Source organism: Pseudomonas sp. 09C 129 (genome assembly GCF_002843625.1).
GTDB lineage: Bacteria > Pseudomonadota > Gammaproteobacteria > Pseudomonadales > Pseudomonadaceae > Aquipseudomonas > Aquipseudomonas chlororaphis.
The window spans coordinates 3,910,368-3,930,948 of sequence record NZ_CP025261.1 but is presented as its reverse complement, the minus strand read 5'-3'; the positions used below and the strand labels follow the sequence as shown (position 1 = coordinate 3,930,948).

Below are 20,581 nucleotides of genomic sequence, written 5' to 3'. Positions count from 1 at the left end.
ACGCTGGACAGGAGGCCGAGCCGTCGAAAGGCTCGGCCTTTTCTTGCCTTCACGGCGTGCCCGGATGCGGATCCGGATACTCAGCCATCACCTCGAGCGGCTTGGCATAAGGCCCATCCCACAATTGCCCGTGCAGCTCACCAATGCGCCTGGCCATCGCGCTGTCGTGCATCACCACTTCCAGGTTGCGCGAATTGTCCAGGTAACCGCCGAGCCAGTTGCTGGTGCCGACCCAGGCCACCTGCCCATCGATCTCCATGGTCTTGCTGTGAATCACCCGCGCATAGGGAATGAACCCCTGGGACGCCTGGGGCAGGGTGACGATCCTGACCTGGACATTGGGCAGCACCGCCAGGCTTTTCAGGTAGGGCAGTTCCAGCTTGTCGGTGTTCCAGTTGGACACCAGCAACTTGATCGACACGCCCCGCGCCGCGGCTGCCCGCACGGCATTGTCGATCACCGCGTAATAGGGCCGGGTCCGGTCAGGCCCGTAGGACAGCGGCGCATAGTCCAGCAGTTGCACCCGCACTTCGTTCTTCGCTTCGGCCAGCAGGCGCGGCAACTCCTGTTGCGAGTCGCCCACGCCGGGCGGGTTGTAGCGTTGCGGGCTGGCCACCAGGTAATTGCCGCTGCGTAGCGGCGGCTGGCCGGGGGCGGGCAGGGGCACCGGCTGGTTGGCCGCCACGGCCGCCTGGGCCCGCCAGTCCTGTTCGAAGATCGCCTGCACCTGGGCCACGGTGCTTTCATCGCTGATGCGCAACCCGGTTTCGTGGATATGCTCCAGCGAACGCCAGTCGAAGTTCTGGCTGCCGACGAACGCCTGTTTGCCGTCCACCACCATGTACTTGGCATGGATGATCCCGCCGCTCACCCGGGCATAGGGCAGTACCCGGAAGGTCAGGTTGGGAATCGCCCGCAGGCGCTCCAGGGTGGCGGGGTCTGACAGCTTCAGGCCCTTTTCTTCCAGCAGGAAGCGAATCTTCACGCCGCGTTTGCCGGCCGCCTCAAGGTGTTCGATCACCGTGCCCAGCACCGACCCGGGATGGTCCGCCGCATAAAACTGGCCGATGTCGATCCGGCTTTTCGCGCCATCGAACAGCTCGATCCACACGGGGCCGGGTTGCCGCAGATCCGCCGTGCCAAGCGCGGTGTCCACCGGCACCGTATGCACCAACTCGAACCCCGCAATGGCAAAGTCCGCCTGGACCAGCGGACTGACGAGCAAGCCAGCCAGGCCTGCGATCCGAACGCTGAGCAGCGCTCGTGGAAACTTCATGCATACGGACATAGGCGTCTCATGTCGGAAAAAGGCGGACGCAGCCTGCGCCCGCCCTGGGGGTTACGCGGTAGTACGGCTGTGCAACGGGGTCGGTACCCGCTGCGGCACCTCATCCTGCACCCGGGCGCCGGTGGCCGCGCGGATCAACAGCATCTTCAGTTGATCGTTGATGCGCTCCAGGCTGTCCTGGAAAAAATTATGGAACACCACGCAGAACAGGGCGATGGCGATCCCCAGGCCGGTGGCGAACAACGCCGTGCCGATACCGCCGGAAATCTGGCCCGGGTCGGACACCCCGGCGCTGGCCAGGGCCTTGAAGGTGTCGATGATCCCCAGGATGGTCCCCAGCAAGCCTAGCAAGGGGGCGGCAGTGGTGATGGTCTCGATGATCCACAGGCTGCGGGCCAGTGGCGCGCGGGTCGACAGGTACTGGCTCTCGATCACGTCGTCCAGGTCCTTGCGCGAACCCTGGGCAGCCTTTTGCGCCAGCACCGGCAGGACCATGCTCAAGGGCAGGCTGTCGCGGCGGGTGGCGCCTTGCGGCAAATCCCGCTCGCTGTGCACCTGACCGCCCAGGGCCTCCATCAACGCCCTGGCCTGGCGCCGTACATAGGCGAAGTAGAGACCGCGCTCGATGGCGATGAAGATCGCGATGGCCACCGCGGCATACATCACATAGAAGGTGATGTCGTGAAGCAGGTTCATGTCCATGATGCTTTACCTCATTCTTCGATATGGCGGATGACGATCAGAAATTCGCTTCCAGGGAGACGGTCACGGTCCGTTCCAGGCCCACGATGTAGGCCGGGTCACCGTCACGGAAACCGCCGTAGGGCGCGGCGTTGGTCTTGGTGGTGTACACGCCGTCCAGGTACTTCTTGTCGAACAGGTTGTCGACGTTCAGGCGCAGGGTCGCGTCCTTGACCACTTTCTTGTCCACCGGCAGGTAGATACCGGCGCCGAGGTTGAACACGGTGCGTCCGGAAATGGCTTCGTCGTTGGTCAGGTCGCCATACAGCTTGCTGGTGTATTTGCCGCCGAAGGTGCCGTAGAAGCGCCCGTCGTCGTAGCCGATGTTGGCCGCCAGCATATTTTTCGGCACGTTGGCGAACTGCTTGCCGCTGGTGGGCAGGACAATGGCCTTGCCGGCGTTGTAGACAGTCAGGTCGTCCTGCTGCTCGGCGCGGGTATAGGTGTAGGAGGTGTAGTAGTTGAAGTGGTGGGGCAGCAGGCCGCTCCATTCCAGTTCCAGGCCGCTGTTGTCGACGGCGCCGGCGTTGATGTCGGCGAAGTCGCCGTTGATGTCCCTGGACGAGACCTGGCGGTCCTTGAACTGCATGTAGAACAAGGTGGCGGCCAGGGTCATGTCGTCGCCGCTGTAGCGCCAGCCCAACTCGTGGTTCCAGCTGGTTTCCGGCTTGGAATCGATGGAGCCGACACCCTGGTCGTAGAGCACGTAGTTCTGCGGGATACGCATGTTGCGCGACAGGCTGTAGAACACCTGGTCGCGCTCGTCGATCTGGTATTTCAGGCCGACGTTGGGCAGCAACTTGTTATAGGTCTGGTGACGCTTTTCCGGCTGTTCGGTGAGGCTGCCGTGGTTGCTGCCGTCCCGCTTGACGTTCATGTAGGCCAGGCCCGCCACCAGGGTCCAGTCCGGGGCGAAATACCAGGTGTCCTGGGCCCAGACTTTCTGCGCCGGGGTAATGGTGAAGCGGTCGCGGCCCTGGACCTTGTTGCCATTGGCGTCCACCACGTTATCCGAATCCGGCCAGGTACTCTCCGGCTTGCCGCTGCTCTTGAGCGGGATGAACGGCTGGGTCTGGCTCTGGCGCGCGCGCTCATACCAGTAGCCGAATTGCAGGCTGTGGTCGCCCAGGTCCCAGTTCAGCTTGGTGGTGATGCCCGGACGCCAGGTCTGGGTCCGCGAAGGGCGGTAATAGACGCCGCTGGTGGAAGAGCCGTCGGCGTTGTACTGGGCGGCGGTCTGCAGGTTGCTGAGGTCGAACACGCCGCCCCGGTTCGAACCGCTGTTCAGCGCATAGCTGGAGGCGCCCACGCCGCTGCCATTACCCCAGTAGTAATACGGGATGACCGACAGGGCCAGGTTGTCGGCCAGTTTGAATTGCGTGTTGAGCACCGCGGTAAAGGTCTGGAACGGGTTCTGCGCCAGGGCGTAGTAGCTGCTGACCTTGCCGTTGCTGCCCAGGGCCGGCGTCGAAGGGTAGGGGTCGTACTTGCGACCGTTCTGCTGGAACTGGGTCTTGGTCAACTGGCTGTAACTGTTGTTGTCCTGCTCGTGGTACTTGAGGATCAGGTTGGCCGTGTTGCCGCCGCCCATGTCGAAGAAGCTGTTCCATTCCACCTTGTCCGCCCGCACCGCGCCGTCGCCGCGCCATTTCTCACCTTCGGTGTGGGACAGCGAAAGCCAGTTGCTCAGGCCGTTGACTTCGCCGGTATTGAGCCGGGCGAAGGTCTTGAAGGTGCCGTTGCTGCCAGCCACCTGCTTGACGAAGGCCCCGGTTTCCTTGGTCGGGCGGATGGTCACGATGCCGATGTTGCCGCCGCTGGAGCCGATGTGCGGGCCATCGGCTTCGGCCGAACCCTGGGTGACGAAGATCTGCTCGATGTTTTCCGGGTCGCCCAGCAGGTTGGAGTACAGCGCGTAGTTGCCGGAGTCGTTGATCGGCATGCCGTCCACCGACATCCCCACCTGGTCGGAGTTGAGCCCGCGCATGGTGAAGCGGAAACCCGAAAGCCCGGTGGCATCTTCGCTGGAGATGTTCAGGCCCGGGGTGTATTTGAGTTTGTCGACGGCGTTGCCGGTGGCGGTCTGTTTATCCAGCGCCTCCTTGGTCACCGTGGAACGCGCCTTGACGCTCTCCTCCTGGACCATGTAGCCACCGCCCGCCGTGGCCTTGCCTTGCACGCCAATGGTGCCGACGTCGCTGTCGCTGGTGTCTGCCATGGCGATCCCATGGCCCATGCTCGCGGCAACGAGTGCCAGATGAATCCGGGTGAACTTCATCACTGTCGTCCTGCTGTTGGGTGCTTACTGCACGCTGTAGTTGAAGGTGGCGGTGAAACGTTGCTCGTTGCGCCCACCGAAGGCTTGCTCGGGGAACGGCTTGACCTGCTTGATCCGGCGCAGGCTGTTGGTGGCGGCCCGGTTCAGCAGCATGCTTGACGCCTGGGTCTGGATCCCGGAGTCGAGGACGCGGCCCTGGCGATCCACCAGCAACCAGACCACCACCTCGCCACTGGGGCGTTCGAGGGACGCCTGGCGTCCGGTGGGGTACTGCTTGTAGGTGTCCAGCTCGTTGCGCAAACCTTTGAGATAGCCGCCTTCCAGGGCCTGGCCGTCGACTTTCGGCGGGGCAGGTGGCGCAGGCGTCGGTGTCGGTGTCGGGGCGACGGCGGGCTGCACGGGTTTGGCGGTGGCCGGCGGCGTGGGTGTCGGCGTTGCCTTGGCGGCCACGGGCGCTGGCTTGGGCAGCGGTTTTGGCTTGGGCTTGGGTTCAGGTTTCGGTTGTGGCGGTGGTTGTAACTTGGCCGGCGGCGGAGGAGGGGCCGGCTCGGCTTCCTGGTCTTCGATGAACGGCGGCGGTGGTTCCTGTTCCACCACGGGCTCGGGGACTGCCTCCGGTTCTGGTTCGACCAGGGCGATTTCAACCGCCGACTCGTCATACACCGGCTGCACTTTCAGGGTTTGCGACTGGATACCCAGTGCAATCAGCACCAGGGCGATCAGGGCCGGGACACTGCCCAGCAACTGACGCGCACGAAACAGGGCGTACATGATCAGGACTTGCGCGTGGCGATGGAGACCGAGGTAAAGCCACCCAGGCGCAGGGTGTCCATGACCTCGACCAGGCGGGAGACTTCCACGCCCTTGTCGCTGTTGACGATGATGGTCGACTTGCTGTCAGGCTTTTGCGCGGCCTTGAGCGCCGGCACCAGGGCTTCGACGCTCAGGTCCTTGCCATCGAGCTGCAACTGGCCTTCCAGGCCCAGGGTGAGGATGAACTTGTTCTGCGGCTTGAGCTGTTGCGAACTGCTGGCGCTGGGCAACTGGGTCTTCATGCCCAGTGCCGGAATCACGTTCAGGCTCACGAGTACGAAAAACACCAAGAGGAACATCATCACGTCGATCATCGGGATCAGTTCGATGTGCGCCTTGCGTTTTTTCGGTTCGTCCCAGGTTCTCATTCCGTTACCCCGTCATTGATTAGGGGCGCCACGCTAGCAACGGAAAATGACCGATTGGTTAACTTTAATTTAAGCTTTTAGGTGTCTAGGACGCGGATTTCAGAAGAACCATCAGTCATTTTTTGACGGTCATGAAATTGACATGCCGGGGGCGCATTTTTGCGCATTTATCCGGCGAGCCCCCCGACATGAGCGCTGCACTTCCTTCGTTACTCACCCCGCGACTGGCGCTCAAAGCGCTGCAAAAACACCAGGCCGAGACACTGTTCGAGCTGGCCAACGGCCCCGGGATCGCTGACAACACCGCAGCGATTCCATCGTACGGGCTGTTGCGCGCCGATTGGCGGCCCGCGTCATGAGCGACGATATCGACAAGCCGGTGGACCCGGGCCGTCGCCGGGTGCTGTCGGGCCTGGCGGTGGCGACGGCTTTTTCGATCCTCAGCCCCTTCGCCCGTAGTGCCGGCATCGACTACCCGTTCACCCTGGGCGTGGCCTCGGGCGATCCGCTGCCGGATGGCTTTGTCATCTGGACCCGCCTGGCGCCGTTGTTCAACGCGGCCGATGGGCGTGGCGGCTTGAACCGTTCGGTGCCGGTGCGCTGGCGGGTGGCCAGTGACGCGGCGATGAGGCGGATCGTGAAACAAGGCGAAGTCATGGCCACTCTGCGTTTCGCCCATTCCGTCCACGTCGAGGTCGCGGGGCTGGAGGCTGGGCGGCCCTATTGGTACCAGTTTGAAAGCCTCGGGGCGCAGAGTCCGACAGGGCAGTCGCGCACGGCTCCGCCTGTGCACGCGATGGCGTCGGCGCGGCTGGGCTTTGTCTCCTGTTCTCACTGGGAGCGCGGCTACTTCAGTGCTTACCGTCACTTGGCCGCGGAGCAACCTGACCTGGTGTTCTTCCTCGGCGATTACATTTACGAAAAATCCTATGCGCCCGACTCCGGCAAGATCATTCGCCCCCACAGCAGTGACGAGGCGCTGGACCTGGCGGGCTATCGCAACCGCTATGCCCAGTACAAGACCGATCCTGACTTGCAGGCGCTGCATGCCAGCGCGCCCAGCGTGGCGACCTGGGACGATCACGAAGTGCAAAACGACTACGCCAATCGCTGGTCCCAGGATCCGGGGACTCCGGTAGCCGCGTTCCTCAAGCGGCGAGCGGCGGCCTATCAGGCCTTCTACGAACATATGCCATTGCGCGCCACCAGCCTGCCGCGGGGGCCGGACATGCGCATCTATCGGAACCTGGACTATGGGCGACTGGCCCGATTCCATGTATTGGACGGCCGGCAGTACCGCTCCGAGCAACCGTGCATTGCGCCCAATGGCAGCCATCAGGGGCATATCGCCGAAGACAGTTGCCTGGATTTGCGCGACCCCGGGCGCACCATGCTGGGCTGGCAGCAGGAAGCCTGGCTGGACCAGGGCCTGGCCCGGTCCCGGGCGCAATGGAATGTGATCGCCCAGGACCTGCTGGTGGCGCCGCTGCTCCAGCACGTCCCGGCGAGCCAGGCGCTGGGGCACTGGACCGACGGTTGGGACGGCTACAGGGCGACTCGCGAACGGGTACTGGCCTCCATCGAGCGCCGGCGAGCCAGTAACCCGGTGTTCTGGGGCGGCGACATTCATTCGTTCTGGGTCACGGACCTGCATGCGCGCGCCCATGACCCTGACTCGCGGATCGTCGCCACTGAATTCGTAGGCACCTCGGTCACGTCCGACGGCCAGTCGTTCGACGCCATCCTGCCCTTCAATCCCCATGTAAGGTTTTTCGAGAGCCGCTGGCGGGGATATGTGGCGGTGGAGCTGGAAGAACGGAAGATGCTGACCCACCTGCGGATCATTTCCGATCCCCGGGATCCGCATGCCAGTGTCTCGACCCTCAAGTCCTTTGTGGTGGAGTCGGGGCGGGCGGGGGCGATTGAGGTCTAGTCAGTTCCACTCAAAATGCTGGCCGGGCCAATCATTTTGAGTGGGTATGCAGCGTTCAGAAGGTTGCGAGAAAAACGCCGGTTTTCGAACGGCGAGGGCAGGGCAGGCTACAGCCACTGCGGACAGAGCGACCACGGTGGAGACGATGGTTGCGCCCAGGCGCCGAATGAGTGGAGAAGGCCGAGCTATCGAGAGGCTCGGCCTTCTCGCTGCCGAGGGTACAACGACCTTCGAATAATCCAGCATCAGCATTCGGAAACAGAACGGTTGCGTGGGTCGGCCGACATCTTATCGATCGGCAGGCAGTACGCTTTTGTTCATGCCCGCCCGCTGGGAGATTGGTCGATCTTCAGAGCGGGTAAAGTGCTTTGGATGGAATGGCCGCGGCCAGGCATTAACCCTATACAAGGTCAATGCCCAGCGTACACGGTGTTTTTTTACAACACGACAAGCCCCTAAGCGCTCTAGTCAGTCACTAGCACACTAACCAGTTCGCTACGCGAAAAGGGGCCTGTCACCGGGCTTTCGCCCGTGACCTCCACTTGTATGGTGTACGAACCTGACACCGGAGTATCGAGTTGCGATATCAGTTGTCTTGCGCCTTGTTGAAAGTGCACTACCGACTGTTGATGCGCCAGAATGTCCTGTTCTGGCAATAGCTGTTGACGCAGTGCCGCGAGTTTCGCCTGCGACTCAGGGACGCCTCGTGAGATGTGAGCAGGGTTCGCCCGCACCGAACCGAGTTGATCGTGATACTTGATCAAGGCATTGGCCAGACTGATGGTCGGCCGAATCACGGAGGCATGGGCTCGGACATTCGTCAGGGGCTCGCCGCCCTCGTTCAGATTGAGTTTTAGCTCCAGCGGCCGACCGACATTGTGAGTCCGGGCAATATCGACGTTGAGTTTTAGCTCCGCGATTGCATTGCGTGTTGACGACGGGTACTGCAGTGCGCCCCCCGTGCAGTTGATCGTTTGACCTGCGCCAGCGAATTCCAGCTGGACCTGCCACTCCCCCGGGGCCGGGTTGTCGACGTTGTAGATGACAAAACCGTCGCCGATGATGGTCGGGTTCAACGGGCTGGTGGAGCCTGAAGGGTCGACCAGAGTCACTGACAGCTGATTGCCGGAAGGGCTGCCACGTGTGTAGGTGACCTCGGCGTTGGACCAGACTGCCGAGATCTGCGCGCCACCGGGACGTTGAGATACCGTCGCCGGGATTAAACGGTAGTCGTTTGTGGGAATGTCTACGAGCTGGTTCGCCAGTAGCGCAGCCGAGGCGGTTTTCGAGCGAATCTGGTGATAGACCTTCATCATGTCGGCGGCGCGGGGCGCATAGAAGAACTCTCCGTTGGTGTGCTGGGCGATTTGTTTCAGCAGGTCCTGGTCGGATTGCGGTCCCATGGCGCAGGTCATGACCGGATAGTCGGGAAGCATATCCAAGGGGGACGGTCCGGCGTTTTGGAAGCCATCGGTCAACAGCACGCAAGCCTTGGGCTGGCTCGCCGAGTCAAGGAAGGTGCGTGCCTGTTGTAACCCTAGACCTATGGCCGTGCTGTCGCCGTTGAACGATAGTTTACTGACCTCCAGGGCTGCATTGGCGGTGACGGTCAGTGCCTGGTCGACGGTGGCCAAGCCTCCATTGCCGGTATAGACATTTCTTGCCGTGGTGTCATAAGCGATAACAGCAAACTTGTCTTCAGGTTTGAGCGAACGCAGGAAGGCCTTGGTATCGATGACAGTTTGTGCCACGTAACCTTCGGCGGTCATGCTGTATGAAGTATCGACAATAGGAACGACTGAAACACTGGTCATGCTCTTTGCTCCTTTTCCAGCCCCGAATGGTCGACGCGTACAGCCAGCTGGCCGAGCGTTGACGACGCATCGAACACGGCCCGCCCTTGTTCGTCGATGGTCGCCCTTGCGACGGGTGCGCCGTCAGATAGCAACTCAAGGTCAAGTCCTTGGGCCGATTCGCCAGTGGCCAAAGTGATTTTGATAGTGATTGACATAATCAGGCTCCTGCTCAGTTCTGACGATCGATGAACGAGGTGACACCACGGGCAACAGATCCCACGAGCGTCGGGGGGGTATTGCGAAATTGCCGAAAGATATTTCGCCCGCTGGCTTTACCCGATGGATCTTCTGGCACGTTTAAGGTCGGAAAGTAACTGCCTTGCAACTCAACGAAGGCTGACCAGGGCCCGGTGTAGGATTCGTTCAGGCCATTGGTATAACTGAAGGCGTAACGCACGGCGTTACCATCCACCCAGTTGGGGGGGCTGGGGGTATGGCTTTGCCAGCCATTGGGCTGAAGCACCGGCGATGCCGTTGGCGGTTCCAGATAGCCGGTTGGTTTGTTCGGGTTGTAACTGGCTTTTAACAAGGCCAGGGTGGTGGCGCCCCACCAGTCTGCCGTCCAGTGACGGTCGTTGAGGTCGTTGATGTTTTGGCGGCGAAGTACCGTCGAACCTTGAGCCACGAACAAGGGGGAATAGTTGGCCGTGCTCAGATGGTTCTGCACCGCTTGCAGGTCGGGTAACAATGAGTTTGCGGCGTACTCGTCGGGTGTCGGCGCGGTGCCATAGAGGAAACTTTCAAAGACCTCGTCCACTGAACTTTGAACGATAAATCCAACGCGGTTGCGGTTACCGACATCGACGGTATCGAAGTAGCGCTTGTCGCCATAGGCATGCCAGTTATCGTCCTGAGTGTTGTTCACATTGAGGCCAAACTTACAGTCCTCATCATGCATATAGCGCGACAGAAAAGAGCTGACAAAGCCGGACGTGACAGTGTCGTGCAGCTGCTTGCGTGGCGTGCGCATGTGTCCGCCGGAAAACAGGTCTGATAGGAAATGGTCAGCGAAGGCGTTCATTGCGTAGGCCAGCTCAAGATCCTGGCGTTGCCCGCTTTTTCCCGCTTTGATCGCCTGTTGCAGTGCAGCGGTGTGGCCAGCCTTATAAGCGAGAACCGCCCAACTGCCGAAGTGGTCCCAGTTTACGGCTGCCAGCTTGAGATAACGACCCAGAGGGATGCCGGTAGGCCCCCCACCGGTGATCACGTTCCATTTCAGCGAGAGCGTATCGCCCAACTTGTCATAGGCTTCGTGCGCGGGCAAACCATCGTTGATCGCCTGGTTGGCGGCATCAATTTCCACCTGCATTACTTGTAGAATTTCATGCGCCTCCTTATTGGAGGCCGGTAACGTTGCCAGGGAGTTGAACGCCGCGCTAAAGCGCGCTATCCGTTCCGCAGCGGTTGCACCGTCGGAGATCGGCTTATCGGGAATGCCATAGAAGTCCCCCCCCAATGCGACGATCTGACCGTAGGTCAGGGCCAAGCCATTGGGTAGATTCAATGGGACCTGCCAGGCGGGTGTACCCGTGTCGCTACCGGAAAAGTACAACGTTACACTGTCTCCGATCGCCATATGTTCGCCGCCCTCGAATAGCTCGCGAGGACCATCGCCTCTCCTGGTAGCCACTTGTACCGGTGGTGTGACCATTTTGTGGTACTTGATGGTGTGGTCGCCCAGATCCACCAACACCAGTTCGGCACCGTCGCCAGGCACGGGAATACCTTCTTCGGTGAACAGATAATCCAGTCTGTCGTGAATCTTGCCATCGGGAGCAACGCTTTGTGGTGCGCGTACTTTTGACATGTCCTTGTCTCCTGCGGGAAGGTTATAACGCTAAAAAATGGCGTATGAACGCCACCAGTGTGCAGACGCTACAAAGCACACTGCACTTGCTGCTCTGGGGATAAAACCAAGCTTCGGCAACAGTTACAAAACGGCCGCGGCCACACTTACGGCCAGTAACACGCAACCTTGTAATGTCGGAAGGAACGGTGGGGACGTCGTGCTGAGGCGGCCTCAACCGAGGGGGGGAACTCAACCTTGAGTTTTGACATGACCTTGCCTCCATGGCATGGCGAGCACTTGTCACATTTGCGAGTGCCTATCGCGATACTGATTGACAACACTGCGAATAGAGATCACCTGGATCTTAGCCAAGGGCGGAGTGCAGTCAAACACCGTTGATACCAAAGCGCTTCCATTCGTCGCCCCACACACACCTCGAACCTGGGTGCGGCCAATGCGTAGGGGGTGAAGATATAGCGGTGTGCCAAGGCATCGTTTCAGGCTGGGCAGAGACCATCATCGCCAAAGTAAGTACCGTTCATCTGCGTATCACTGGCAAACCAGCCAGTCTAATCGTTGATGTCGTGGCGCAAGCTCCAGGGGCATCGAGCCCAGGCTTGCCGTTGGCAGTTACGGCGCTCGATTGTGTGCTCGCGGAAATTTGAGTGGATAGGCCGCGTTCACAAGGCATGGCAAGCGCCGTTTTTCGAACGGCGAGGGCAGGGCAGGTGGCCCAGGATTACTGCTTCGGCTGCCAGGCCGTCGATCCGGCCGCCGCCTTGAACCTGGCGCGGTTCTCCGGGGTGGCCGGGGGCTCGGAGTCACCGAAGATCGCCTTGAGCCAATGGCCGTCGGTAGGGTTGGGGAAGAGGACGAACTTGCGGCCGAACTGCTCTTTGTCTTCCGTCATCAGGCTGTTGCGTTGCTTGACGTCCGCGACGTAGTACTTGCGTTTGAAGTCATTGAGGTTGTCGCCCAGCATGACTACCACCTCGTAGTCCTTGGCGATTTCCGTTTGCCGTGGCTCTTTGTTGGAGCTGTCGCGATAGACCGTCAGGTGTTGTTCATCGGCAAACGGCAGCTTGTTCTTGCGCAAGTTGGCCAGGGCATATTCCTTGGTTTTTTCGCCCTGGTCGCGGCTGGTGACGTAGAACACCTCGACCCCCTTCGATTGGGCGTAATTCAAGAACTCCACTGCCCCGGGCGTGGCGACCGGGCCATTGTCGGCGACCCACTGGTCCCAGGCGCCGTCATCGAAAAACTCTTTCCCCGAATTGATCATGTAGCCCCAGTAGCTGTTGCTACCCAGCACGGTATCGTCGACATCGCTGATGACGGCCAACGGTCGGTCGCCCTCCTTGCGGGCTTGCAGGGCCTGGTCCAGACGCATCCTGGCGATGTTGAAGCCTTGGTAATAAAGCGCCTCGAACTCAGCCGCCGTCTGCTTCCAGGCAACCGCCGCGGTCAAGAGATTGGAGGGGGAACTGGCAGCCTCTTCGGCAAACACAGGCGTCCACTGGAACATCAGAAGCGAGAAGAGCGCAGGGGTAATCAAGGCTTGGTTTATTTTTGATTTCATACTCGATACCTGAATGGAAACGGAGCGGGTAAATACGCAGCAGGGCAAAGATGGCGCCGCGCTGACCAATACCGCCAAGGGGTTCTATAGCACTCGGGTGCCCCACTCAATACGGGTGTCGTGTTTTGAGATCAATGAGGCGTGATTCCGACTCAGGTCTCGCATGCGGAGGTTCAAGGCGAGCGCGTCGTCTTGAAGATGAGTTTTCCATTGCCAGGGGCAAGGGGAACCCAGAGCCCCAGGAATGCGCGCGTCAATATACTGACCTTTTTTTAAGCTCACAGCCTCATCTTAAAATTTAGACGGATTATTGACATGATGGCATTCGTATCCCAGTATCCGCTTCTGTTTTGCGTCATTTAACTGATGTTTTTTTGACGCCTGACTTCTGAAGCCCTCCAGAAAAAGGCGATACAGCCTTTGTTAAAGAGCAGGTATCCACGGAAATATCAGCCATAAGGCCAACAGCCATGGCTCATTTTCGTGGGGGTGCCGGCTTTAGACGGTGGGGGTTGCGATATTTTTTAGGGATGATCTATGTCTGCCAAACGAGTACTGGTAACCGGGGGGGCTGGCTTCATTGGTTCCCACTTAGTGGATGCGTTGCTGGCAAGAGGCTATGCCGTCCGGGTTCTGGACGATCTCTCTACCGGCAAGGTCAGCAACCTGCCGATGGACTGTGCGGCCTTGAAACTGGTGGTCGGCGATGTCGCCGATGCCGCGACCCTCACTGAAGCCATGCAGGGGTGCAGCGCGGTGGTGCACTTGGCGGCTGTCGCTTCGGTCCACGCCTCGGTCGAACACCCGGCAGCTACTCATCGGAGCAATTTCATCGGCACGCTGCGGGTATGCGAGGCGATGATCGCCGCGGGCATCCGTCGAGTGGTCTTTGCCTCCAGTGCCGCGGTTTACGGCAATAACGGGGAGGGCACCCCGATTGATGAAGACACGCCCACGTCCCCCCTGACGCCTTATGCCGCGGACAAGCTTTCCAGCGAGCACTACCTGAATTTCTATCGTCGCCAGCATGGACTGGAGCCGGTGATCCTGCGCTTCTTCAATATCTTCGGGCCCCGCCAGGACCCGTTGTCGCCGTACTCCGGGGTGATCAGCATTTTCAGCGAGCGGGTGAAAACCGGACGGCCGATCGTGGTGTTCGGCGATGGCGAGCAAACCCGCGATTTCGTCTATGTCGAAGACCTGGTGAAGATCCTGCTCCAGGGCCTGGAACACCCCCAGCCCGCGGCTGATGCCACCAATGTCGGTCTCGGCGGGGTCACCACGCTCAATGACCTGATTACGGCCCTGGAACGGATCAGTGGCAAACCGCTAAGCGTGAGTCATGCCGCTGCCCGCTCGGGCGATATCCGGCATTCCAAGGCCGACAATCGCCGCTTGCGCGAACGCTTTGGCCTGGGGTCGCCAACCACCGTGGCTGAAGGCCTGGCACGGCTTTACCACAGTCTTTAATGCCACGCCTTGCGGGCCCGGTTGCAGAGGGCTCGCGGGTCCGGTATCGCGCGGATTGATCTACTCAAGAGTGATTTATGGACATCGAGTTTCGCAGGGGGCGTGTTTGCAAAGGGGTACGGCGGCTGTTTACCGCGCTGGCGTTGTGTGCGACCCACTCGGTGGTGCAAGCCTCGCCGGCGGCGCCCGCCAGTGTCGGGTTCTGGTACGCCGATCGGCCACCGCTTCAAGAGTTGGCGCAGTTCGAATGGGTTGTGGTCGAGCCGGGCCATATGAGCACCGCCAATGTTGCCACCTTGCGCGAACTTGGCAGCCAGCCGTTCGCTTACCTGTCGGTGGGTGAGTTCGATGGCGACCGCGTCGCCCTGGACAAAGCGTCGCTGACCCGCAGCGCAAGCGCTACGCGTAACAAGGCCTGGAACAGCCAGGTCATGGATATTTCGACGCCGGCCTGGCGCGAACATCTGTTCAAGCGTGCCAAGGCGTTGCAAGGGCAGGGTTATGCCGGTCTGTTCCTCGATACGCTCGACAGCTTTCAATTGCTCCCCGAGGCTCATCGCGAACCGCAACGCAAAGCCCTGGCATCGTTTCTGCGGGAACTGCACAGCCGCCAGCCGAACCTCAAGCTGTTCTTCAACCGGGGCTTCGAGGTGCTGGGCGAGCTCGATGGCGTTGCCTCGGCCGTGGCCGTCGAATCGATCCATGCCGGCTGGGATGCCTCAGCCAAGCGTTATCGCCCGGTTTCCGAGTCCGACCGCAACTGGCTTGAAGGTGAGCTCAAGCCACTTCGCGCGAAAAACATGCCGTTGGTGGCCATCGACTACTTGCCGCCCGACCGTCGCGAAGAAGCGCGCAAGCTGGCTCGCCAATTGAGCCAGGAAGGCTTTATCCCGGTGGTCACCACCCCGGACCTCAACGCCATCGGCATGAGCACCGTGGAAGTACAGCCGCGGCGCATCGCCATGCTCTACGACCCGCGCGAAGGCGAACTCTACGATCACGCCGGGCACCGGATGCTTGGCGGTCTGCTGGAATACCTGGGCTATCGGGTGGACTATCTGCCGGCCGATGCCAGTTTGCCGTCCCACAGCTTCGCCGGCCTGTACGCCGGGGTGGTGGTGTGGATGACCAGCGGCCCACCCCAGGACAGCCGTGCCTTTAATGGCTGGATTGGCCAACGCCTGGACGAACAGGTGCCGCTGGCCATCATGGCGGGCCTGCCGATCGAGGATCGCGCATTGCTCAAGCGCCTGGGGCTGAACCTCGCGGCGCCAGGGGCTCGCGGCGCACTGCGAGTACTGAGCCAGGACAAGGCCCTGATCGGTGGCTTCGAGGCGCCGGTAGTGGCGCGCACCCGAGAGCTGACCCGTGTGACGCTGCTGCCCGACGGGCCGCAACCGGCCCTGTTGCTGGAGGATGAGCAGGGCGGCAAGTACGCCCCCGTGGCCATCGGCACCTGGGGTGGCATGGCCCTGGCGCCTTATGTGGTAGAGACCAATGTCGAGCGCAGCCGCTGGATTCTCGACCCCTTTGCCTTTATCCAGAAAGCCCTGCGCCTGCCGGCACAACCGCACCCGGACACCACCACCGAGAACGGCCGGCGGATCGCCACGGTGCATATCGACGGGGATGGCTTCCCATCCCATGCCGAAGTGCGCGGCACCCCTTATTCCGGGCGCCAGGTGCTGGATGACTACATTCGTCCCAACCCGTACCTGACCTCGGTTTCGATCATCGAAGGGGAGGTCGGGCCCAAGGGCATGTCGCCGTTCCTCGCCAGGGAGCTGGAGCCCCTCGCCCAGGAGATCTTTGCCGATCCCAAAGTCGAGGTTGCCAGCCACACCTACAGCCACCCGTTCTACCTGCAGCCGGAAAAGGCCAGGCAGGACGAGGACTTCCACGCCGAATACGGATTGCGCCTGAACATCCAGGGCTACAAGACCCTGGACTTCAAGCGCGAGATCGTCGGATCGCGGGACTACATCAACAGCCGCCTGACCACTGCGCAGAAGCCGGTGAAGTTGCTCTTCTGGCCGGGGGATGCGCTGCCCAGCGCCGAGACCATCAAGCTGGCCTACGACGCCGGGCTGAAAAACGTCAACGGCGGGCAGACCATCCTGACCAAAGCCAATTCATCGCTGACCGGCCTGTACCCCTTGTTGCGTCCCACCGAAGGCGGCTTGCAGTACTACGCCCCGGTGATCAACGAGAACATGTACACCAACCTCTGGAAAGGCCCGTATTACGGCTTTCGCGACGTCATCGATACGTTCGAGCTGACCGACAGCCCACGGCGCCTGCGCGGCATTCACCTGTACTACCACTTCTATTCGGGCACCAAGCAGGCGTCGATCAAGGCCATGGCCGATATCTACCGCTTCATGCGCGGCCAGCAGCCCTTGTCGTTGTGGATGAGCGACTACCTCGATCGGGTCCATGGCCTGTACCAGGCCAGCCTGGCCCGCACCGCCAATGGCGACTGGCAGGTCCGCGGCATGGACGGCTTGCGTACCCTGCGCCTGGACCCGGAGCTGGGCTGGCCGGATCTGGGGCGTTCGCGGAACGTGGCCGGTGTCCGTGATCTGCCCCAGGGCCGTTATGTGGCCTTGAGCGGCGACCATGCGCTGCTGGCCCTGCGGCCCGAGCGTGACCCGCGTCCGGCATTGGAGCTGGCGAATATTCCCTTGCGTGACTGGCGTTATGTGAGTGACCGACAGGTGAGCTTCTCTTTTGCCGGCCAGTTCAACCTGGAGTTCTCGGTGCGTTCGACCAGCGCCTGTCGGGTCGAGGTCCGGGGCCAACGTTATGCCGGCAAGTCCGAGCAGGGCCTGTGGCATTTCCAACTTCCCATGAAGCAGGTGAGTGATGCCCAACTCTTCTGCAACTAAGGCGCCACGCGCACGGCTGCTCAACCCCTGGGCATTGCTGCTGGTGGCGATGGTCGTCGGCGTGCTGCTGTGGGCGACCTATCGCAACGAAGATACCTTCCGTCCCACGCTCGGCCCCCCGGACGAAGTGTCCGCCAGCTATGCCGAGGTGCTGCTGGCGGCCCACCCGGAAAACAACGAATTGCGCACCCAACTGCTCGACCTGCTGATTCAGCTGGGCGATTACCCGAGGGCGGAAAAACACCTGGCCCAATGGCCACAGGCCGATCCAGCGCTGAAGTCCTACTACCGCCTGCAACTGGATGCCCTGGCGCTGACCAACAGCACCGACGGCCCAGCGTTGCAGGCCCTGGCCGAACGTTTCAAGGCCTTTGACTACAAGACACTGCCATCCCCCCAGCTTGAGCGCCTGGCCACGCTGGCCTTGAGTGTCCAGGCCCCGGGGCTGGCCGCGGACGCCTATGCCGAACTGGCGCGTCGCGATCCAGGGCAGCGTGAGCATTGGCTGCCCGAGGCGGCGAAGTGGTACCAGGCCAGCGAGCAACCCGGACGCGCCGCCGACCTCTATGTGCAGTTGCTCGATGCCAGCCAGACGCCTGAAGCGCGTCGCCAGTTCCTGCAGGAAGCCTTCAACACCCTGGTGGCGGCGGATCGCGGCGCTCAGGCGGCCGAGCTGTTGGCCCGGGAACTGGCCGCCCAGCCGGATGCGCAATTCGATGCTGCGCTGCTTGACCGGGGCGTCGATGTGGCGGTAGCGCACAAGCGTCCGGACCTGGCCGAGTCATTTTTTATCGCATGGCGCAAGTTGCAGCCCGACAACCCGGAAATCCTGGCCAAGGAGTTCAGGCAGCGACTGGCCTTCGGTGACCTCAAGGGCGCTCATGCGGCGGGCTCGCAACTGCTGGAGCAACATCCGGAGGATCCGTTGCTGCTGGAGCAGATGGCCCATCTCGCCGAATGGCGGGGCGACTCGGCCTCGGCGCTGGGCTACTGGATCAGCCTGAGCAAGCTGCGGGACAACCCGGCCGAGTTCGAGCACACCTGGCGCCTGGCGATGCAGAGCTACGACTTCGACCGGGGCATTCCGCTGCTGGCGGGGATCATGGACAGCCGCGCCCTGAGCAATGTCGAACTCGATGCCCTGGTGTACGCCGAAGAATCCCGGGGCACGCCCGAGCAGGCGGAAAAGTGGTTGCGCCGCTATGTCGCCAAATACCCGAAGCACCGCCTGGCCTGGGTCCGCCTGTTGCAGAACCTGGAAAACACCGAGCAGTACCCACAGCGGCTGGCGGTCTGGAAGAACTTCGCCAGCCGTTATCCGTTGACCAGCGCCGAGCGGGTGGACTGGGCCAACAACCACCTCAAGCTGTTTGACAGCCAGTCGGCCTGGAAGGTGATCACCGCGGTCGACGGCAACAAAATCAACGACCTCGACTACTGGCAGTCCCGTGCCGCGCTGGCCTGGGACCTGGAGTCGGACGATGAACTGCAGCTCGCACTGGAGAAGATGCTGGCCATCAAGGGCTCGCTCAATACCGGCGACGAGAGTGAGCTGATCGCCCTCTATCGCACCCGCGATCCGCGCAAGGCCTTGCAGTTGACCGTCGACAGCTGGCGCCAGGGGCACCATCCGCGGCGCCTGGTCGCGGCCCTGCAATTGGCCCAGGAGCTTCAGGACTGGCCATTGGTGATCGATCTGCTCAAGGAGGCTGACCAGTACCCGGAAGCCGCCGACTATTCCCAGGTCCTGGCAGCGCGCGGGGCGCTGCAGGTCCACCAGGGTCATCACGACGAGGCCCTGCGCCTGTATCGCCTGGGCTTGAGCCGCTTCCCGGAGGACAACACCTTCCGCGAACGCCTGATGTGGCTGTATGTCGACCTGGGGCGCACGGGCGAGATCAAGCCGCTGCTGCAGCAATGGCGTTCCCTGGCGCGCGGTGACAGCACGCTTTGGCTGCCGTTTGCCGCCGCCAGCCAGTGGCTGGGGCGCAATACCGAGGCCCTGGCCTGGTACCGCCTGTACCTGCAAGCCAATCCCCGGGACTGGATGGTCCAGGCGGCCTACGCCGATGCGCTGGAAGGCGCCGGTTATGCCGACTCGGCCCAGCGCCTGCGGCTCAAGCTCAATCGTCAGGTGACGCCCGAGCAGATCCGCGCCACGCCCCAGGGCTATGCGACCTGGCTGCGCCTGGTGGCCAGCAGCTACTCGTCGCGCAAGGCGCAGAACAAGGCGATGCAGTGGCTGGACGGCTCCAGGCCGATGCTGCAGCTGTGGTTCGAGCAAATGCTGGTGCGCCTGGATGACATCAATCAGTCGGCGCAGAAGGATGACTGGCTGGCCTGGGCCCGCGCCCGTGGCCTTAAGGTCAGTCGCTACGAACAGATCCAGCAAGCCCTGCGCGGCAACAATCGCCAAGCCCTGGAGCGCCTGGTGGCCAGCGATGGCCTGGACCCGGCGCAGCGGGTCGAGGCCCTGAACAGCCTGGGTCGTGGCGGCGAAGCGCTGGCCGTCGACCTGTCGGCGCTGGGCGAGGACCAGCCTCCCGCGATCCGTGAGCAATTGCGGCGCCAGGCCATCGAGATGACCGAGCGCACGCCCCAGGGCGTACAAATCGCCTGGGAACGCCAGGATTACGGCGGACTGGTGTTCAACGGCCCGCGCCTGAGCGCTGCGCGTTACCTGAATGACGACTGGTACGCCAGGCTCGTGGTGGAGCAGGGCCGATACAGCGGCGACACCCTCGATGAATCACGCCTGGGCAACGAGACCAATACCGGATTGACCTTGCAGCGGCAGTTGGAGGACGGCGACTACAAACTGATCTTCGACAGCAGCCTGCGCAAGGACGATGACCGCAACGGCCTGGGCGCCAGCCGCACCTGGCAGGTGGACAGCGGCAACGAACTGGACGTCGGCGCCGACTGGCACCGTAAGAACGAGGACAGCGGGCTGATGCGTGCCTTCGGCCAGCAGGACGATGTCTGGGTCGGCGGGCGGCATCGCTATTCGGCCCGTGACCAGTTGTCCTGGAGCCTGGCCCAGCGCTGGTTCTCGACCCGCAGCGGCGATGACCTGGGCAGTGGCCAGGCGTTGAAGATCGAGTTCGACCACACCTTGCAGTTCGAAGGGCCGAACTGGGCATTGCGCAGCGGCATCGACTACCAGCAAAACAGCCTGGACCACCGTTCGCTGCCCAACCTGGCCAATACCCTGGGCGGGGGCATCGACCTGGCGGGGGCCGGCCTCGAGGATCCGAACCAGATCACCAGCCAGACCCTGCTGCAAAAGCGCTACGGCCAGCTGTTCTTCGGCAGTTCGTGGCGGCGTGGCTTCCCGGGGGCACTGAACCGCACGCGTGGGCAGTACACCTGGCTGGTAGACGTCAGCTCAGGCTGGCAGTGGACCGACAACACCATCAACTACGCCATCAGTACCGGTGTCGGCACCGAGGTGATAGGGGATGACGAATTGGCAGTGACCTTCGGCTACCAGTCGGCCCCACAAGGCGGAACGGGCAAGTCCGGGGGCACGGCAGGTGTCAGCTACAGCGTCCGTTTTGGACGCTGATCATGGAATT

The 20,581-nt window shown here is 61.9% G+C and carries 13 protein-coding genes and 1 pseudogene; 5 read left to right on the top strand and 9 right to left on the bottom strand.

All coding sequences use genetic code 11. The annotated features are described in order from the left end of the window. Positions 1-49: 49 nt before the first annotated feature. Genes CXQ81_RS17755 through CXQ81_RS17735 form a run of 5 tightly spaced genes read right to left on the bottom strand, consistent with a single transcriptional unit; the run spans position 50 to position 5,488 of the window. Positions 50-1,288 carry a phospholipase D-like domain-containing protein gene (locus CXQ81_RS17755; RefSeq protein WP_101338012.1) on the bottom strand — a complete coding sequence of 413 codons (1,239 nt, stop codon included), beginning with the start codon at positions 1,286-1,288 and terminating at the stop codon, positions 50-52. Positions 1,289-1,339: 51 nt separating this feature from the next. After that, the gene (locus CXQ81_RS17750) at positions 1,340-1,990 is read right to left on the bottom strand and encodes a MotA/TolQ/ExbB proton channel family protein (RefSeq protein WP_101338011.1); all 651 of its coding nucleotides are present in this window, start codon (positions 1,988-1,990) and stop codon (positions 1,340-1,342) included. Positions 1,991-2,027: 37 nt separating this feature from the next. Next, complete coding sequence (locus CXQ81_RS17745) at positions 2,028-4,307, bottom strand: TonB-dependent receptor (RefSeq protein WP_101338010.1); 2,280 nt, start codon at positions 4,305-4,307, stop codon at positions 2,028-2,030. 24 nt (positions 4,308-4,331) lie between these two features. Beyond that, positions 4,332-5,078: an energy transducer TonB gene (locus CXQ81_RS17740; protein WP_101338009.1), complete on the bottom strand. Its 747-nt coding sequence runs from the start codon at positions 5,076-5,078 to the stop codon at positions 4,332-4,334. Between the two features lie 2 nt (positions 5,079-5,080). Next, positions 5,081-5,488: a biopolymer transporter ExbD gene (locus tag CXQ81_RS17735; RefSeq protein WP_007925526.1), complete on the bottom strand. Its 408-nt coding sequence runs from the start codon at positions 5,486-5,488 to the stop codon at positions 5,081-5,083. Positions 5,489-5,676: 188 nt separating this feature from the next. On the opposite strand from CXQ81_RS17735, the pseudogene CXQ81_RS17730 reads away from it, so the two are divergent. Both CXQ81_RS17730 and CXQ81_RS17725 read left to right on the top strand, forming a co-directional pair. Continuing rightward, positions 5,677-5,808 (top strand): annotated as a pseudogene (locus CXQ81_RS17730) (GNAT family N-acetyltransferase); the annotation flags it as partial. Positions 5,809-5,843: 35 nt separating this feature from the next. Further along, positions 5,844-7,421 (top strand): alkaline phosphatase, encoded by a 1,578-nt coding sequence (locus CXQ81_RS17725; RefSeq protein ID WP_101338008.1) that lies wholly within the window; start codon positions 5,844-5,846, stop codon positions 7,419-7,421. Positions 7,422-7,885: 464 nt separating this feature from the next. On the opposite strand, the gene CXQ81_RS17720 is transcribed toward CXQ81_RS17725, so the two are convergent. The 4 genes from CXQ81_RS17720 to CXQ81_RS17705 all read right to left on the bottom strand — a co-directional run bounded on the left by CXQ81_RS17720 (position 7,886) and on the right by CXQ81_RS17705 (position 12,645). After that, the gene (locus CXQ81_RS17720; protein WP_101338007.1) at positions 7,886-9,235 is read right to left on the bottom strand and encodes a VWA domain-containing protein; all 1,350 of its coding nucleotides are present in this window, start codon (positions 9,233-9,235) and stop codon (positions 7,886-7,888) included. Further along, positions 9,232-9,432 (bottom strand): hypothetical protein, encoded by a 201-nt coding sequence (locus tag CXQ81_RS17715; RefSeq protein ID WP_101338006.1) that lies wholly within the window; start codon positions 9,430-9,432, stop codon positions 9,232-9,234. Before CXQ81_RS17715 ends, CXQ81_RS17720 begins: the two co-directional genes overlap by 4 nt. Positions 9,433-9,446: 14 nt before the next feature. After that, positions 9,447-11,084 carry a phospholipase gene (locus CXQ81_RS17710; RefSeq protein WP_101338005.1) on the bottom strand — a complete coding sequence of 546 codons (1,638 nt, stop codon included), beginning with the start codon at positions 11,082-11,084 and terminating at the stop codon, positions 9,447-9,449. A gap of 721 nt (positions 11,085-11,805) precedes the next feature. Beyond that, entirely contained in the window at positions 11,806-12,645 is an 840-nt protein-coding gene (locus CXQ81_RS17705) for a 5'-nucleotidase, lipoprotein e(P4) family (protein WP_101338004.1), read from the bottom strand. A gap of 537 nt (positions 12,646-13,182) precedes the next feature. Here CXQ81_RS17705 and CXQ81_RS17700 point away from each other — a divergent pair. From CXQ81_RS17700 to CXQ81_RS17690, 3 genes are all read left to right on the top strand, one after another. Then, positions 13,183-14,115: an NAD-dependent epimerase/dehydratase family protein gene (locus CXQ81_RS17700; RefSeq protein WP_101338003.1), complete on the top strand. Its 933-nt coding sequence runs from the start codon at positions 13,183-13,185 to the stop codon at positions 14,113-14,115. Between the two features lie 77 nt (positions 14,116-14,192). Then, on the top strand, positions 14,193-17,003 hold the full coding sequence (locus CXQ81_RS17695) for a bifunctional glycoside hydrolase 114/ polysaccharide deacetylase family protein (protein WP_101338002.1): 2,811 nt from the start codon (positions 14,193-14,195) through the stop codon (positions 17,001-17,003). Then, complete coding sequence (locus CXQ81_RS17690; protein WP_101338001.1) at positions 16,981-20,571, top strand: tetratricopeptide repeat protein; 3,591 nt, start codon at positions 16,981-16,983, stop codon at positions 20,569-20,571. The genes CXQ81_RS17695 and CXQ81_RS17690 overlap by 23 nt, the downstream gene beginning before the upstream one ends. Positions 20,572-20,581 lie beyond the last annotated feature (10 nt).

Coding starts and splice junctions, on each gene's coding strand:
- CXQ81_RS17705 (WP_101338004.1), bottom strand. CDS start 12,645: ATGAAATCAAAAATAAACCAAGCCTTGATTACCCCTGCGCTCTTCTCG.
- CXQ81_RS17735 (WP_007925526.1), bottom strand. CDS start 5,488: ATGAGAACCTGGGACGAACCGAAAAAACGCAAGGCGCACATCGAACTG.
- CXQ81_RS17750 (WP_101338011.1), bottom strand. CDS start 1,990: ATGGACATGAACCTGCTTCACGACATCACCTTCTATGTGATGTATGCC.
- CXQ81_RS17755 (WP_101338012.1), bottom strand. CDS start 1,288: ATGTCCGTATGCATGAAGTTTCCACGAGCGCTGCTCAGCGTTCGGATC.
- CXQ81_RS17690 (WP_101338001.1), top strand. CDS start 16,981: ATGCCCAACTCTTCTGCAACTAAGGCGCCACGCGCACGGCTGCTCAAC.
- CXQ81_RS17710 (WP_101338005.1), bottom strand. CDS start 11,084: ATGTCAAAAGTACGCGCACCACAAAGCGTTGCTCCCGATGGCAAGATT.
- CXQ81_RS17695 (WP_101338002.1), top strand. CDS start 14,193: ATGGACATCGAGTTTCGCAGGGGGCGTGTTTGCAAAGGGGTACGGCGG.
- CXQ81_RS17715 (WP_101338006.1), bottom strand. CDS start 9,432: ATGTCAATCACTATCAAAATCACTTTGGCCACTGGCGAATCGGCCCAA.
- CXQ81_RS17725 (WP_101338008.1), top strand. CDS start 5,844: ATGAGCGACGATATCGACAAGCCGGTGGACCCGGGCCGTCGCCGGGTG.
- CXQ81_RS17740 (WP_101338009.1), bottom strand. CDS start 5,078: ATGTACGCCCTGTTTCGTGCGCGTCAGTTGCTGGGCAGTGTCCCGGCC.
- CXQ81_RS17700 (WP_101338003.1), top strand. CDS start 13,183: ATGTCTGCCAAACGAGTACTGGTAACCGGGGGGGCTGGCTTCATTGGT.
- CXQ81_RS17745 (WP_101338010.1), bottom strand. CDS start 4,307: ATGAAGTTCACCCGGATTCATCTGGCACTCGTTGCCGCGAGCATGGGC.
- CXQ81_RS17720 (WP_101338007.1), bottom strand. CDS start 9,235: ATGACCAGTGTTTCAGTCGTTCCTATTGTCGATACTTCATACAGCATG.